The sequence below is a fragment of the Hymenobacter jeongseonensis genome, from assembly GCF_015694725.1.
Classification (GTDB): Bacteria; Bacteroidota; Bacteroidia; order Cytophagales; family Hymenobacteraceae; genus Hymenobacter; species Hymenobacter jeongseonensis.
This window is the reverse complement of record NZ_JADQDQ010000008.1, coordinates 109,380-124,535: the sequence shown is the minus strand read 5'-3', so window position 1 is coordinate 124,535 and position 15,156 is coordinate 109,380. Positions and strand designations below refer to the sequence as shown.

Here is a 15,156-nt window from a genome sequence, read left to right as displayed (position 1 = left end):
GAATTGCCGATTGCTGCCTAGAAGTTAAAAATCAACTGCTCTCCCCTGCTTCTATCGGGTCGAGCGGTTGCCGCTTGCATCTTTTTGCGCTCCCTGGCGTGGGCGCCCTGCGCTCGCAGCCACGCCAATGCCGCGGCTTCTTCCTGAAACCAGCCCACGCGGGCCTCCAAAGCGGGCCATTCCAGCGGCGCACTATGGCCAAACTGCTGCAAGCTTGGCCACTGCCGGGGGTCGACTAGAAAGGCAATGCACGGCGACTGGCCGAGTTGAGCCCGCACCCGCGGATAGTAATCGTGCTCGAGCCACTCGTGCAATTCCACGGGCTGCTGGTGGTGGCTTACGCGGCCATCGAGCAACCAGTAGTTGCAGCGGCGATGCAACGCCGCGGCCAGCAATACTTCACAGGTTTTGGTTACCTCCTCCGCCGTCAACGTCCGGCGGCTGTAGCCCCGCAACAAGGAGGAACCGGCTCGACATCTTACCGCAAAAAACGCCAGACTTGGTAGTGATGAGTTTCGCATAGGTCCGTAGTATGACTTCATTGGAGATGCTTAATTTCCCTCCAAAGAAACACTATTTCTGCGATATATTACATAAAAAACGTAATATGCTGATTACACCGTGCTTTTGAACAGTATACTCGGTTCAAGCTCCGCTCTGGAGCCTGTTGGAGCGTGATTGAAACCACCGGATTATCCGTTGCGGCAGCCCTTTCGATACAGCGCAACGCTGGATGTAGCGCAATGCCCACAGACAAGGCCCCAGCGGAACCTGTCTTAACATGGATGGGCCGCCGTAGGGCTACATGGGGGCTTTTTCCGGTAAGGCCACATTCCAGCCAGTCCCAGCCGCGAGCGAGACACCTACGGTAGTTCCCGGTTCAAAGGAAGTAGCCTCGCTGCGCACCCGGACGGTGTTATGAGGCAGGACAATTTCCAGCTCGTGGTGGCTACCGAAGAACCGAATGGCCTTGACCGTTCCAGGCACCTGACCGTTGCCGGGCGGGGCGAGGCGGAAATCCTCGGGGCGAACGAGCAACGCAGTGCCCGCAGCCTTGCGCTTGCTCACGGGGGAAAGGGCTTGCCGGTCGGCACCCCTCACGAGGTTGTAGTCACCTAGCAGGCCCGCTGTGTATTCGTTGATGGGGTTCCGGTAAATACGAGCGGGTGGCCCTTGCTGAATAATGCGTCCTTGGTGCATCACCAAAATTTCATCGGCCCACGATAAGGTGTCGGCGGGGTCGTGCGAAACCAGCAGGCAAGTGATGCCAAGCCGCAGCCCAAGGTCCTCGATAATGCCCTGCATTGCGCGCTTGTGTGCCCGGTCCAGGTTAGAAAAAGGCTCATCCAGCAGCAGCAGCTGGGGCGAGCCGAGCAGCAACCGAGCCAAGGCTACCCGCTGCTGCTCGCCCCCCGAAAGCTGGTTGGTGCGGCGCTCCGCCAAGTGGCTAATGCGGCACAACTCGTACAGTTGCTGCGCCTCCGCTTCGGGCCTTTGGTTGGCGTATCGGAGCACTTGCTCGACTCGCAGGGCGTGGGGCAGCTCCGAATTTTGAGTGAGGTAGGCTACTCCAGGGTGCCCGGGCACCAGCGTTTCGGCTGGGCCGCGCACCCGGCTGCCCGCAACGTGTACCTCGCCGGAGTTGGGCTGAACGAGGCCGGCAATTACCTGCAGCAACGTGCTTTTCCCCGTGCCCGACTCGCCGGCAATGGCCAGCTTTTGGTGCGCCGACTGCGTGAAACTGATTTGTTGCAAAATCGGCTTTCCCCGCTCCTCCAGGCTGATATTATGTACGGCAAGCAAATCCAAAATCGGGCAAAAAGTGAGAATAGAAACGATTACAAACCCATTCGTTTATAGAAGACACTTGCAACGAAGTAAATCCCGGTGGACTAAAACTGACAATATCTGCCGTCCCGCTTCGGTCCGTAATGCTGGCAATCAGCAATTACATCAGATAATAGGATTGCGCAACGGAGGGCTCTGGCACTTCCGATTCCCGCAACATCTGCTTCAGGTTGATTTCGACCGTGCGGGCAATGGCCGTGACCGGCGTATCGGTGGGGCGGTTGCTGAAAGGGTCCTGCAGGTAGCGGGCCGTGCGTTCCAGCAGGAAATAGGTGATGGAAATGCTCAGCAAAAGCGGAACCTCCCACAGCCCAATGGTTTCGACCAGCCCTAGGGAAAGCGTTACCAGGAACAGGTAAATAAACAGGTAGATAAGCAAGCGGTAACTCGAGGGGAAGACGGTGCTGTTGATGCGTTCGCCCTGGCCCATGGCCTCGCAAAGCCGCACCATCGTCGAATCGAGCTGCACTTGCTGAAAGGAATTGATGGTTTTAGCCTGAAACCAGCTTTTTATTTGGATGGAATGCAGCGTCAGCAGGGCCAGCGGCTTGTTGGAGTGCAGGCGCATGTATTCGAGTTCGTGCTCCGGCAGGTAATTGGCGATGGAGGCCATGGGGTCTAGTCCGCGCAAGCCTTGGCCCAGGCTGTAGCACCACGCTATTTGCCGGTAGGCCAGGGTTTTTAGGCGGGTATCGGCGCCAGTGGGCAGTAGCTCGTCGGCTTCGAGGAAGCTGTTGGCCTGCATCACCAGCGTGCGCGATTCGTTGACGATGGAGCCCCATACCTTGCGCGCCTCCCACCACCGGTCATACGACTGGCTGATTTTGAAGGCCAACAGCAACGAAATGGACCCACCCAATACAGTGGGAAGTTGCAACGGGATGAGCGGCAGCCAGGCCGAATAAAATTGCTTAATCAGTTGAAAGACGACGGAAATAAGAAACACCCGAATTGCATCGGGCAAAATATCCTTAATGATGTAGCGAAATGGAAGCTTGGTATCGAGGAGCATAGGTGGCGGGCCAGGGAATTGGGAGACTTACTTCCTACAGTACGGGGTAAGTCACTGTTTAAGTTAACAAAATTGGGCCGCTACTGGCCTGCTTAGTTGTGTAAATCCAACTCTGCGACGGCATAGCGCGATATTATTGCCAGTAATCCGACACTTGGGAAGCCTATTTATTTTATTTGGCAACCCGGGCAACCTTCGTAGCTATTTTCGCATCTGGCGCGATACTTCACCATGCTTTCTGCCCATTGCCCACTCTTACCGTGATGACCGAAGCCGACCTCATTGCTGCCTGCGTGCGGGGCGAGCACCGGGCCCAGCGGCAGCTCTACGACCAACTGGCCGGGCTGATGCTCACCGTGTGCCGCCGCTACCTCAAGCGCCGCGAAGATGCCGAAGAAGCCCTGCTGCTGGGTTTTGCCAAGATGTTTCGGGCCTTGCCCAACTATCGGTTCGAAGGCAGCTTCGAAGGCTGGGTGCGCCGCATTATGGTGAACGAGGCCCTGATGCAGCTGCGCCAGCGCGAGATGATGACGGTGTCGTTCGAGGAATTTTTGCAGCCCGAAAATTTGGCCGTCACCCCCGCCACGGCCGATACCCAGCTGCAGGCCGAAGACCTGATGGGCCTGCTCGCCGGCCTGCCCGCCGGCTACCGCACCGTGTTCAACCTCTACGCCCTGGAAGGCTACGGCCACCAGGAAATAGCCGAGCTGCTGGGCATCACCGAAGGCACCAGCAAATCCCAGCTGAGCAAGGCGCGAGCCATGTTGCAGCGCCGGGTTCAGTTTTCTGCCATTGCTAGCAATTAATACCATGCCTCCCGAAAATATAGACGACTTATTCCGCGATAAACTGGACGGCCACGCTTCGCCGCCCAGCGAGGCGCTGTGGTCCCGCCTGCAGGCCGGTGCCGCATCGGAATCGACGCCCGACAGCAGCGCCGAGCGGCTCGACCAGCTGTTTCAGCAAGGCTTGAAGGCTCACGCAACCCCTCCCGGCCGCGTGTTGTGGGAGCGCCTCGAAGATGAGCACCTGCGCCCCAAAAAACAACGGGCAGCCGCCTGGTGGCCCATGGCGATGGCCGCCGCGTTGGCGCTGCTACTGGTGGCCGGCGGTGCGGGCCTGTGGTTGGGTTTCCCGTTCGGCCGCACGCAAAGCGGCACGGTTGCAACTCAAAACGATTCTTCAACCACTCCTCCTGCTCGCCCTTCGGAACAAGCCGTAGTGGCACAGCTTGAGAAAACGACTGAGGCCGCAGCAAGTCCAGCGTCGGCACCCCAGCAGATAGCAGCCAACGCAGTGGAGCCCGCAAATACTGCCTCTTCAACTTCAAATCAAAAAAACCTAACGCCTCAGGCAACCCGCTCCGAGGCCCTCGCATCTACCGCACCAAAGGCCAGGATGTCGGCCCCCGGGCAGTTGCCTCGTCACTTGAAAGGAACCAACCGGCAGCCGGACGCGGCCACCGAACAAGCTCCCCTCGTGGCCCGCACAACTACCCGGCCCGTCCTTCCAGCGGCCTCGACCCGGCCTGCCGCGGCTGACGAGCCACGGTCAACCACCGAAACCGTGGTGGCCACTTTGCCAAAACCTGCGTCGGCACCGGAAATCGTCCCCGCCAGCACAGTGCCCGCCGCCAGCCTAGCCAGCGCCGGCGAGTTGATTACGGTAGATGTTCGCAACGGCGGCGAGCCAGTGGTTCGCCCCAGCAAAATGGCCAGTCCGGTAGCTACCGCTTCCGCTACCGATGAGCGGCGGCGGTTGGGCGGCCGGCTCCTTCGACAGGCCGGCAACCTGGTGCGGGGCGAGCGGGTGAGCTTGGCCGAGGCCGCCGGCCTCCCCGAAAACGTGACGGTGCGGGCCACCATTGCCGGCCACACCCTCACCAAATCAATTCAACTCTAATTCTTACTTAATAGAAATCATGCAACGCGCTTTTCTCCCCTTTTCTCTGCTGTTGATGCTACTGTTTGGCGGGCTGAACGTGGCCTCGGCCACCAACTTGCCCAGCGCCCCCGTCCTAAAAGACACCATCGTGATTCGGCTGCCTAACCAGGCCACTATCACCTTGGTGGTGCGCGACGCGGCCCAACTGCGGCAGATGAAGAACTACCAGCTCGACTCGCTCACGTCCCGGCTGGCCGGCTACATCACCCAGGCCGAAACGGCGGCCAAAAATGGCACCTCTGACCAAGTAACCGTCCAGTTTTACCCCGACAAAGACCAGCCCGGCAAAAACCTGCCCGAGCAAATCCGCATCACAACCCGCAAAAAGCAACCCAACAGCAGCGGAGTAGTGGTACTGCTCAACAAAAAGTTTGGAGTGAACGTGACTACCAACGACAACGGCGACGTGTCAATAAAGACCTCTGACATCCAAACCAAGGCAGAAAAGACAGCCAGACGCGACTCTACCCGCCTGAGTAAAATCGAGAACGACCGAACTTCTACGGACTTTATCTTCGACCTCGGGCTCAACGCCTTAGCTAATCAAAAGGCATACACCTCGCCCGGTGGCGAAACCGATGCCCTAGACCTGCGCACCGAAGGCTCGCGCTACGTGAACATTGGCTTTGACTGGCGGGCCCGCCTGGGCGGCAAGCGCAGCCCCATGAGCATCACGGTGGGCCCACAATTTGCCTTCAACAATTTTATGCTGAGCGGCAACAACAAGTGGGTGAACGAGAACGGCCGCACCGACATTGTGCCCGAAACCAGCGGGCGCCAGTACGAGAAAAGCAAGCTCGGTACATCGTCCATCAACCTGCCTTTGATGCTGCGTTTGCAACTGCGCGATAAGCATTACAAGAATACTTTCTCGCTCGGAGCGGGCGGATTTGTCGGCTACCGCATCAAGTCCTGGACCAAGCTGAAGTACACCAACGACGGCAACAGCTACAAAGACCGGGAAGTGGACAGCTACAACATGGAAAATTTCCTCTACGGCATGCAAGGCACCATTGGCTACGGCAGCCTGGAACTGTTTGCCAAGTACAACATGAACAGCCTGTTCAAGACCAATGCCGGTCCCGACACCCAGGTAGTAAGCTTCGGCCTGCGCTTGTTCGGCAACTAAAGCCCATGCTTAGCCGCATCAAACGGCACGCTACTTTTCAGCTAAACGCCCCGGACCTGCGCAGGTCCGGGGCGTTTTGTTAAATTTCAGCCTTTCCAGGCAAATGGAAAACGCGCAGTTTCTGCGATTCAATTTTGCTGAAATTCTTATTGATTGCGGAAGAAATTATCCAACAGAATTGCTGCCGAAATAGCCACGTTCAGGCTTTCGGCCCCGCCACTGACCCCGCGCGGAATATGCAGGCGGCGTGTGAGGCAGGCCTCCACCGCGGGTGTGAGGCCGTGCGACTCGCTGCCCATGACCAATATGCCGGTGGGCCGCAACGCCAGGCGGTGCACGTTGTCGCCCTGCAGGTCGGCGCCGAAAATAGCCGTTCCAGCCGGGTGCGTGGGCAACCACTCGGCCAGGTCACGCTCCCAAACCTGCACCCGGGCGAAGGCCCCCATGGTCGCGGCCACGGTTTTGGGCGAATACGGGTCGGCGCAGCCGGGGCTAAGCACCACGCCTGGCAGGCCGTACCAATCGGCCAGGCGCAGCAGGGTGCCGAGGTTGCCGGGGTCGCGCACTTCGTCCAGCGCAAGCAACAAAGCACCTTGGGGCAGCGTTGGAGGCAGTGGCTTTTCGGGGGGCAGGCGGGCCACCGCCAGCGCGGTGGTATTGGTGGCCAGCGTGCCCAGCTGGGTCAATTCGTACTCCGTGGCCACGGTAAGCGGGAGCTGTGCCGGGAGTTGCGCCCGGTTTTGGGATGCAAACTCAGCCGTAACCAATAGGTGTTCGGTTTCCAGGTCGGAACTTAGCAGCTCCAACACACTTTTGCCGCCTTCCACGAGGAATGCCCCGTGGCGCTGCCGGTACTTTTTTTGGTGCAGTGACTGCACGTATTTGCCTAGTGCTTTTGAAACCATTGTCGTCTAAATATTCGCCGAAACTACGGCCCACCCGCCGCCTGCGCTGGCGCATGGGCCCGTTGCTCGGGCTTTTGATTTTTGCCGCCTGTTCTCCGTTCAAACTGCTGCGGCCCGGCCAGCGCCTGCTGAGCCGTGTCGAACTGAAGGGGGTGGAACAGGCCGACAAAGAACGGCTGACGGCCCTGGCCCAGCAACAACCCAACACCCAATTCCCACTGCCCAAGCTGGCCATCTACCAGCTGGGGCACGGTTTCTACGATTCGGCGCGCATCAAAGAAAAGTTGCGGACCATCCAATCCAGCTTCGATACGCGCATTCAGGGGGCCGGGACCGACTCGGCCAAACTGGGCAAGCTGCTGGCGCAACGCGAGCGCAAGGTCAACCGCAAGCAACTGGCCCTGGACAAGGGCAACGCCATCATGCGGCTGGGCGAGGCCCCGGTTATCTACGACACCCTGCTCACCCGCCGCTCAGTCGAGCAAATGACCACCTTTCTGCATTCGCAGGGTTTTTTCCGGGCCACCGTCACGGCCACCGATACCGGGCGCTACCAGAGGGGGCTGTTGCTGCGGGCCATTAAAGCCATCGGCCACGTTTTTCCCAGCAATCCCGATTCGCAGGCCATTGCCAAGAACTACCGCCGCGTCACGGTCACTTACAACATCACCGAAAATAAGCCTTTTCTCTACCGCCTCCAAGAGCCCACCATTGCCGATTCCGGCGTTGCCGCCGTGGTGCGTAGCGGGCAGGCCGCCACATTGCTCAAGGAAAACACCCGCTACAACGAAGAGCTGATTGGGCAGGAGCGCACCCGACTCGAAACGCTGCTGAAAAATGCCGGCTATTATGACTTTCGCCAGCAGTACATCACCCTCGAAGCCGATACCAGCTACGAGGCCTTTACGGTGCGGCTGCGCACCCTGATTGCAAACCCCGGCCCCGGACAGGGCCACCGGGTATATACCCTGCGCCAAGTGCGCTTCACCACGGATGCCGGCGTAAACCGGACGTTGCGCGCGGCCACGGGCGACACCTTGCGCCGGGCCGGCACCGGCGCGGCCCGCCGCGTGCGGCCCGCCGCCGGCCTCCGCGCCGATACCGTCGTGACCGATTCCATCCGTTTCGCGGCCTACGAACAAAAATACAGCACCCGCTTGCTGGCTCAGAAGGTGCTGGTGCGGCCCGGCCAGCGCTTCAGTCTCGACCGCACGCTGCAAACGCAGCGCATGCTGGCTGACCTCGACATGTTCCGGTTCAATACCGTGAACTACCGCAAAGTGGCCGACCCGCCCACTGCCGACAGCGTGGGCCTGCGCCCCAGTACCGGCGAGTTGGTGGCAGTTATCAACGCGGCGCCGGCGCCCAAATACACCGAAACCAGCGAATTTGGCGGTACCTACGTGGCCGACAAACCGGGCCCCTTTATCAACCTCCGGCTCAAGACCCGCAACCCCTTTGGCGGCGCAGAAGTCCTGGAGCTAGGGGTGCGGGCAGGTTTCGAGGGGCAGCTCGTTCGCGTAGCGGGCGCTACCGACGAGGGCACATCCGTTTATACCACTCAGCTGGGCGCAACGGCCGCGCTGGTATTGCCCCAGTTTTTGGTGCCGTTCAATACCAACCAGTTTCTGACGCGCTACAATCCCAAAACCCGGTTTTCGCTATCGGAAACTTTTGTGAAGCGGCCCGAATACACGCGCTCCAATTTCGAGTTTGCCTACGACTACATTTGGCAACGCTCGCCGTTCCACCAATACGTCTTTTCGCCGGTCGTCATCACCTTCGTCAACACGCCTTACACCAGCCCAGAATTTGACCAACGCCTCGAAACCTTGCGCATCGAGCAGGGCTCGTCGTTGTACCGGTCGTTCGTGAGTTTGGTAGAGCCCAGCATCAGCTTCACTTCCCTCTATAATTCCAACGACTTCAACCAAACCCGCAACGCGCAGTATTTGCGTCTATTCGGGGAATTGGGCGGCATGACCCGTGGCCTGTACAAGGATGCGCTGCTGAAAGAACTGCGCCTCAATGTGTACGATTTTGCCCGGTTCAGCGTCGATTACCGCCGTTATTACCACGTTTCGCCGCGCACCTTCTTTGTGTGGCGCCTCAACGGGGGCGTGGTGCGCGCCCTCACGCGCACGACCGACCCGAAAGACGGCAGCAGCCAGTACGTCATTCCCTACGATAAATCGTTTTTTGCCGGGGGCTCCACCAGCCTGCGCGCTTGGGCGCCGCGCCGCCTGGGTCCCGGCGGCTACACCCCACTGCGCCTGCAGGACGGCGAAGTGGTGCGGGACTACCTAACCGAACAACCCGGTGAACTGCTGCTGGAAGGCAGCGCCGAGTACCGTTTTCCGGTCTACAACTTCATAAAAGGTGCCTTTTTCACCGACTTTGGCAACGTGTGGGGTTTGCAGGAACGCAAAAAAGATGGCGAATACCTGCGCCCCGGCGCGCAGTTCCAGCTCAACTCCTTCTACAAGCAAATTGCGGTGAGCTCGGGCATGGGCATTCGGTTCGACTTTACTTTCCTTATCCTGCGCCTCGACGCCGCCGTGAAAGTCTACGACCCCGCCGCCCTGGATGGCCAGAATTGGGCACTGCGCAACTTCAATACGCCTGCCAACCGCATTGCCTTCAACCTGGGCATTGGCTACCCATTCTAAGCCGTGGGCCGTGGCCACCGCTGGCTACGGCCCAAGACGCTAGTAGCCAAGCAACTCTCCGAGCGAAACAGATACTTTCGCGGTGCTCGGCAGCATTTGCCGCTCCAGCTCAACATTCAGGGCGATGGCCGGTAAGTTGGCGGCGCCCAGCGTAAATACCGGGGCATCCAGCACTTCGAAGCAGTGCCGCTGAATACGGCCGGCGAGGCTTTCGGCGAAGCTGTTCATCAGGGGCTCTTCCGTCAGCACCAGCACTTTGCCGTGTCGGCGGGTGGCTTCGGTCACGGCCTCGAAATCGAGGGGGTTGAGGGTGCGCAGGTCGAGGATTTCGACTTGGCCGGGAAAGTCACGGCTGGCCGCTTTGGCCCAGTGCACGCCCATGCCGTAGGTAACCACCAAGGCTGTGTCGCCCTGGCGCAGCTTGTCGGGGTCGGCGGCCTGCGCTACCGCGGCTTTGCCCAACGGAATGACGTACCCAGCCGCCGGCTCTATCGTTTTGGCGTCCTCGGTGCCCGGCACTTTGCTCCAGTACAGGCCTTTGTGCTCCAGCATAATCACCGGATTGGGGTCGAGGAAAGCCGCTCGCATCAGTCCTTTCATGTCGGCGGCATTGCTAGGGTAAACCACCTTAATGCCCCGAATGGTAAGCAGTGTGCTTTCGATGGAACCCGAATGGTACGGCCCGCCCCCGCCATAGGCCCCGATGGGCACCCGAATCAGCGCCGGAATGGGAAACTTGCCCTCGGTCAGGTAGCATGATTTGGACAGTTCCTCAACCAGTTGGTTCAGCGCGGGCCAGATATAGTCGGCAAACTGAATTTCGACGATGGGCCGGGCGCCTACGGCCGCCATGCCCGCCGTGCTGCCCACGATGTAGGCCTCCTGAATTGGGGTATTGAAAACCCGCGCATCGCCGTACTTCTTGGCCAGCAGCGCGGCTTCGCGAAATACGCCGCCCAGCTCGCCACCTACGTCCTGCCCGTAGAACAGGGCCTCCGGAAACTCCCGCAGAATATCGTCCACTGCGTGCAGGGCGGCGTCCACCATTAGGGCTTTATCGGCACCGGCGGGGCTGCGCTCGCCGGCTTCGGCGGTCACGGCAGCTGGGGCAAATTCGTGGTCGGCAAAGGTGGCCGGGTCGGGGTTTGGGGCGGCCAGGGCCTGCTCCCAATCGGCCCGCACCAAAGCCGTAGCTTCGCTGGCAAGGGCATTGAGCTCTTCTGCGGTAAAGCCTTGCCGGAGCAATTGCTGGTGCAGGCGCGGCAGCGGGTCTTGTTCCTGGTGGGCGCCGAGGTCGTTGCGGTACCACTCGCGGCGTACCCCGCTGGTGTGGTGGCCCAACAAGGGACATTTGGCGTGCACCAGCGCGGGCCCTTTGCGGGCCCGGACGTGGGCAAAAGCGTCGCTCAGGCCTTGGTGCGACGACCCAAAATCGGCACCGTCCACTTGCAAACGCAGCATGCCCGGAAAGCCAGCCGCAAACTCGTACGCATTCATGGCGCGCATTTCGCGGCCCGTGGCCGAAATCCCCCAATCGTTATCCTGCACCAGGTAGATGATGGGCAGCTGGTGCAGCACGGCCATTTGCAGGGCTTCGGCAACTTCCCCCTCCGTCATCGCGCCGTCGCCAATGGAGCAAAGCACCACCGGGTTTGCAGCCGAATTCTCAGTATTCAGGCGCTGATTTGGGCTTCCCACCTCCTCGTTTCGGGGATACTTCAAGCCCTGACTTTCAAAATAAGCCAAGGCGTGCGCCATGCCCGTGGCCGGAATTGCCTGCATGCCCGTAGCCGAGCTTTGGTGCGGAATAACCGGTATGCCAGCGCGCCGCAACGAAGGGTGCGAATAGTAAGTGCGCCCCCCACTGAAGGGGTCATCGGCCTTGGCGAGCAGCTGCAGCATCAGCTCGTAGGGCCGCAGGCCCAAGCCCAGCAGCAGGGCATCGTCGCGGTAATAGGGCGCGGCGTAATCGGTTTCGGTGAGCAGAAAGGCGGCGGCCAGCTGCACGGCTTCGTGCCCACGGGCCGTAGCGTGCACGTAGCGCGAGGCGGTAGCCTTTTCTTCCTCATAGAGAGCAGCCATCGCGGCCGCCGTGTGCATGAGCCGGAAGGCCCGCCGCTGCAACTCTTTATCGAGGCCGGGCGCTGGGGCCGCGGTGGGGGTGGTAAACGCAGCCGCAGCGGCCGCGGCGGCCGCCGTAACACGGGTAGAAGCCAGGTTGGCGGTATCAGAAACTGCAAATTCGGACATCAGAAGCGTGAGAAGTTAGGCCACAAAAGTACACCCCACCCGCGAGCCTATCTTTGTGGCCGCATGAGCAGGCCGCTGTTTTTGCCTCATTCGCTGTGCTCCCCTTGCAGAGTTTTCCCTGTATTCCGCATTCCAATGCCCGCTGCTCCTACATCCTCCCCCACCATTCGGCCCGAAATTGAAATGTGGTTGGCTGACTTTCAGCTGCGCCTCTGTCAGCAGTTGGAAGCTGCCGACTCCGGCGCGGTCCACTTCCTCACCGATACCTGGCAGCGCGAAGGCGGCGGCGGCGGCCGCTCCAAAGTGCTGGAAAAGGGCCATATTCTCGAAAAAGGCGGCGTCGGTTTCTCGGCCGTTTGGGGGCAAATGAGCGAGGCCGCCGCCCGGCAGCTGCACATGCCCGACCCTTCTTTTTATGCTACTGGTGTGAGCGTGGTGCTGCACCCGCGCAGCCCGCAGGTGCCCATTATCCACATGAACGTGCGGTATTTTGAGGCCGGAAACGGCGAAAGCTGGTTTGGTGGGGGCATCGACCTCACGCCCATTTACGTGAACGAGGCGCAGGCCCGTCGCTTCCACGCCCGGCTCCGGGAAGTGTGCGACCGGCACAACCCGGCCTACTACCCCAAATTCACCCGCTGGGCCGATGATTATTTTTTCCTGCCGCATCGCCAAGAAACCCGGGGGGTGGGCGGTATTTTCTTTGACCGGCTGACGGTGGGACCGGACGGTTCGGCGGAAGCGCTGTTTCAATTCGTGCAAGACGTGGCCGAGCTGTTTGGCCCTTTCTACACCGAAATCATGGCCGAAAACCACGCCCTGCCGTTTGGGGAGCGCGAGGAAGCCTGGCAAAGCCTGCGCCGCGCCCGTTACGCCGAATTCAATCTGGCGTTTGACCGCGGCACACGTTTCGGACTGGAAACCGGCGGCCGCACCGAGTCCATTCTCATGAGTCTGCCGCCGCGCACGGGCTGGGCCTACAACCCCGCTCCGCCCGCACCGGGCTCACCGGAAGCCACCACCTTGGCATGGCTCCGCAAAGGAGTAGATTGGCTGGCCAATGCTTGAATTCATCAAAGCCCTCGACATTCAGCTCTTGCTGGCCGTGAACCGGGCCCAAAATCCGTTTCTGGATGCCGTTATGGGGTTCGCTTCCGAGCGCACGGCCTGGATTCCGGCCTATGCCCTGCTCATTGGCTTTCTTATTTACTTGTTTCGCCGACAGGCTTTGCTGCTGCTTCCACTGGTAATCGGGGCCGTTGGCTTGGCCGATATCATTACCAGTCGCTTATTCAAGCCTTTTTTTGCCCGGCTCCGGCCCTGCCACGACCCGCAACTCAATGGTTTGCTTCACCTGCCCAATGGCTGCGGCGGCCAGTTTGGATTTTTATCGTCGCACGCGGCCAATTCTTTTGCGTTAGCCGTTTTTCTGGCGGTGGTGCTGGCCCCGGGTCGGTTTCGGGCCCTTAAAATTGCGGCTTTTCTGTGGGCGCTATTAATGTCGTACAGTCGCATGTATCTTGGCGCTCACTATCCGACTGATGTACTGGGCGGCGCCGCTCTGGGCAGCCTGTTGGGCTGGGGGGCCGCCACGGCTTTCCGGCACTTGGCGGCTCGGGGCCGGCCGCTTCCCACTTAGGCAACATTCTTTATGTCTGACTCAGCCCGCCGCTTTCTTTTTCTGCTTTCCAGCACCCGTCGGCTCGGAAATAGCGAGCAGTTGGCGTACTGCGCCGCGCATCCACTGCCCGCTCAAACCGGACAGCGCTGGCTGCATTTGAGCGACCACGCGCTGCCAGAGTTTGTGGACCTGCGCCACACGGGCGCGTTTCACGCCCCTACGGGCAACGCCCAACTGCTGTTGGAAGCTACTCTCGACGCAACGGATGTGGTGCTCGCGGCGCCGCTCTACTTGTATAGCTTGCCGGCTGCGGCCAAACATTACCTCGATTATTGGAACGCCTGGCTCCGCACTCCCAACATCGCTTTTAGCGAGCAGATGCAGGGAAAAACCTTGTGGGCCATCATCGTGAGCAGCGGCAAGCGAGACGAAGCCAAGCCACTAGAGGCCACCCTCCGCCTCACTGCCCAATTCATGGACATGCGATGGGGCGGCATGCTCTACGGCACCGGCTCCCGACCCAACGACATTCAGCAGGACGCAGCAGCCTTAAAGCAGGCGCAAACCTTCTTTCTCAACCCAGCCACAACCTAACGGGCATCGGCTGGCCGCAATTTGCGCGGCCAAAAGGCGGACGGGGCTCAACGCCCCAGCAGTTTGGCCACGTATTTTCCCACAATGTCAAACTCCAGATTCACGGTCTCGCCCGCGCGCAGCTGGTGAAAGCTTGTGTGCTCGTAGGTGTAAGGAATAATGGCTACGGTAAAGTTCTCGTCCGTGCTTTCGAAGCAGGTCAGGCTGGTGCCATTCACGCAAATGGAGCCTTTCTCCACGGTCAGGCGACCGGGACCGGGCGCGTGGCCAAACCGAAACAGCCAGGAACCCTGCTGGTCGGTCACACTCAGGCAAGTGGCCGTGGCATCGACGTGGCCTTGCACAATGTGCCCATCGAAGCGGCCATTGGCCGCCAAGCAACGCTCTAAGTTGACGTGCCGGCCGGGTTGCCAGTGCCCCAGGTTGGTCACGCGCAGGGTTTCGTCGATGGCCGTGACGATGTGGGTGCCCGCCGCGGCGTCTACGGCCACCACGGTCAGGCACACGCCGTCGTGGGCCACGCTTTGGTCGATTTTTAATTCGGCGGCAAACGGCGACGCGACGGTAAAGTGTCGGTTGCTGCCTTGGGTATCGACGGCCACAATGGTGCCCAACCCTTCAATAATTCCAGTAAACATCCTGTCTTGAGTTAAAAGCAGGGGGCAAGCGCCCCGGATTCAAATGCAAAGAACGGCACCCGGAAGCCAGGGGCCGTTCTTGAGACTTAGTGCAAGCACAACCGCGCGGGCGGCCGATTGATTAAATGATTAGCGGTCGGATTTATCCATGGCCCGCCAGTCGAGTTCGCCGCCTTCGCGGCGGCGCAAAAACACCGTTTGGTCGTCCTTCTGGGTTTTGCCGAAGGTCAGGTCGGCCCGGCAATCGAGGCATCGGATGGAGGTGTACTTGAATTTATCCTGCGCCACGCGACTCGTCAGGTCCAGGTTATCGGAACCACAGAGGCCACAAGCTGCTACATCCGAGAAGCTGAGCCGGTCGTATTCGGCTACGGTTTCATGGAAATTATTCCCCTGCACGGTGAAGTGAAACTGCTTGCGCCCAATGCGCTTGGAAATCATCATTTGCAACATGAAATGCAAGAAATAGTAGGTGAATTGAAGGTTTAAAATTACGAAATATCACCCTGATAAACAAGCGGATATTCAACCTAAAAAGCAATAAAA

The 15,156-nt window shown here is 59.9% G+C and carries 14 protein-coding genes; 7 read left to right on the top strand and 7 right to left on the bottom strand.

Annotated elements, in window-relative coordinates; genetic code table 11:
* Window positions 1–17 precede the first annotated feature (17 nt).
* From I2I05_RS16025 to I2I05_RS16015, 3 genes are all read right to left on the bottom strand, one after another.
* Entirely contained in the window at window positions 18–458 is a 441-nt protein-coding gene (locus tag I2I05_RS16025) for a hypothetical protein (protein WP_196283269.1), read from the bottom strand.
* Window positions 459–801: 343 nt separating this feature from the next.
* Window positions 802–1,809: an ABC transporter ATP-binding protein gene (locus I2I05_RS16020; RefSeq protein ID WP_196283268.1), complete on the bottom strand. Its 1,008-nt coding sequence runs from the start codon at window positions 1,807–1,809 to the stop codon at window positions 802–804.
* 139 nt (window positions 1,810–1,948) lie between these two features.
* Entirely contained in the window at window positions 1,949–2,860 is a 912-nt protein-coding gene (locus I2I05_RS16015) for a bestrophin family protein (protein WP_196283267.1), read from the bottom strand.
* A gap of 245 nt (window positions 2,861–3,105) precedes the next feature.
* Here I2I05_RS16015 and I2I05_RS16010 point away from each other — a divergent pair, with 245 nt between their 5' ends.
* The 3 genes from I2I05_RS16010 to I2I05_RS16000 are packed head-to-tail and all read left to right on the top strand — an operon-like array spanning window position 3,106 to window position 5,933.
* Window positions 3,106–3,666, top strand: a complete 561-nt coding sequence (locus tag I2I05_RS16010; RefSeq protein ID WP_317192359.1) for an RNA polymerase sigma factor — start codon at window positions 3,106–3,108, stop codon at window positions 3,664–3,666.
* Window positions 3,667–3,670: 4 nt separating this feature from the next.
* Complete coding sequence (locus I2I05_RS16005) at window positions 3,671–4,762, top strand: hypothetical protein (RefSeq protein ID WP_196283266.1); 1,092 nt, start codon at window positions 3,671–3,673, stop codon at window positions 4,760–4,762.
* A 55-nt stretch (window positions 4,763–4,817) separates the two neighbouring features.
* Window positions 4,818–5,933 (top strand): outer membrane beta-barrel protein, encoded by a 1,116-nt coding sequence (locus tag I2I05_RS16000; RefSeq protein WP_230688373.1) that lies wholly within the window; start codon window positions 4,818–4,820, stop codon window positions 5,931–5,933.
* Between the two features lie 146 nt (window positions 5,934–6,079).
* Here the strand turns inward: I2I05_RS16000 and I2I05_RS15995 are convergent, their stop codons facing one another.
* Window positions 6,080–6,838 (bottom strand): RNA methyltransferase, encoded by a 759-nt coding sequence (locus tag I2I05_RS15995; RefSeq protein ID WP_196283264.1) that lies wholly within the window; start codon window positions 6,836–6,838, stop codon window positions 6,080–6,082.
* Here I2I05_RS15995 and tamL point away from each other — a divergent pair.
* Window positions 6,838–9,507, top strand: coding sequence for a translocation and assembly module lipoprotein TamL (gene tamL / locus I2I05_RS15990; RefSeq protein ID WP_196283263.1), 2,670 nt, complete (start codon window positions 6,838–6,840; stop codon window positions 9,505–9,507). The genes I2I05_RS15995 and tamL overlap by 1 nt on opposite strands.
* A 39-nt stretch (window positions 9,508–9,546) precedes the next feature.
* On the opposite strand, the gene I2I05_RS15985 is transcribed toward tamL, so the two are convergent.
* Window positions 9,547–11,757 carry an alpha-ketoacid dehydrogenase subunit alpha/beta gene (locus I2I05_RS15985; RefSeq protein WP_196283262.1) on the bottom strand — a complete coding sequence of 737 codons (2,211 nt, stop codon included), beginning with the start codon at window positions 11,755–11,757 and terminating at the stop codon, window positions 9,547–9,549.
* Between the two features lie 135 nt (window positions 11,758–11,892).
* Here I2I05_RS15985 and hemF point away from each other — a divergent pair, with 135 nt between their 5' ends.
* From hemF to I2I05_RS15970, 3 genes are read left to right on the top strand one after another with little or no spacing between them, the layout of a single operon-like run.
* Complete coding sequence (gene hemF, locus I2I05_RS15980) at window positions 11,893–12,825, top strand: oxygen-dependent coproporphyrinogen oxidase (protein WP_196283261.1); 933 nt, start codon at window positions 11,893–11,895, stop codon at window positions 12,823–12,825.
* Window positions 12,818–13,396, top strand: a complete 579-nt coding sequence (locus I2I05_RS15975; protein ID WP_196283260.1) for a phosphatase PAP2 family protein — start codon at window positions 12,818–12,820, stop codon at window positions 13,394–13,396. The genes hemF and I2I05_RS15975 overlap by 8 nt, the downstream gene beginning before the upstream one ends.
* Window positions 13,397–13,408: 12 nt before the next feature.
* Window positions 13,409–13,972 carry a flavodoxin family protein gene (locus I2I05_RS15970; protein ID WP_196283259.1) on the top strand — a complete coding sequence of 188 codons (564 nt, stop codon included), beginning with the start codon at window positions 13,409–13,411 and terminating at the stop codon, window positions 13,970–13,972.
* A gap of 47 nt (window positions 13,973–14,019) precedes the next feature.
* Here I2I05_RS15970 and I2I05_RS15965 read toward each other — a convergent pair whose 3' ends face one another.
* On the bottom strand, window positions 14,020–14,610 hold the full coding sequence (locus tag I2I05_RS15965) for a riboflavin synthase (protein ID WP_196283258.1): 591 nt from the start codon (window positions 14,608–14,610) through the stop codon (window positions 14,020–14,022).
* 129 nt (window positions 14,611–14,739) lie between these two features.
* Window positions 14,740–15,054: a hypothetical protein gene (locus I2I05_RS15960; RefSeq protein WP_196283257.1), complete on the bottom strand. Its 315-nt coding sequence runs from the start codon at window positions 15,052–15,054 to the stop codon at window positions 14,740–14,742.
* Window positions 15,055–15,156: the final 102 nt, after the last annotated feature.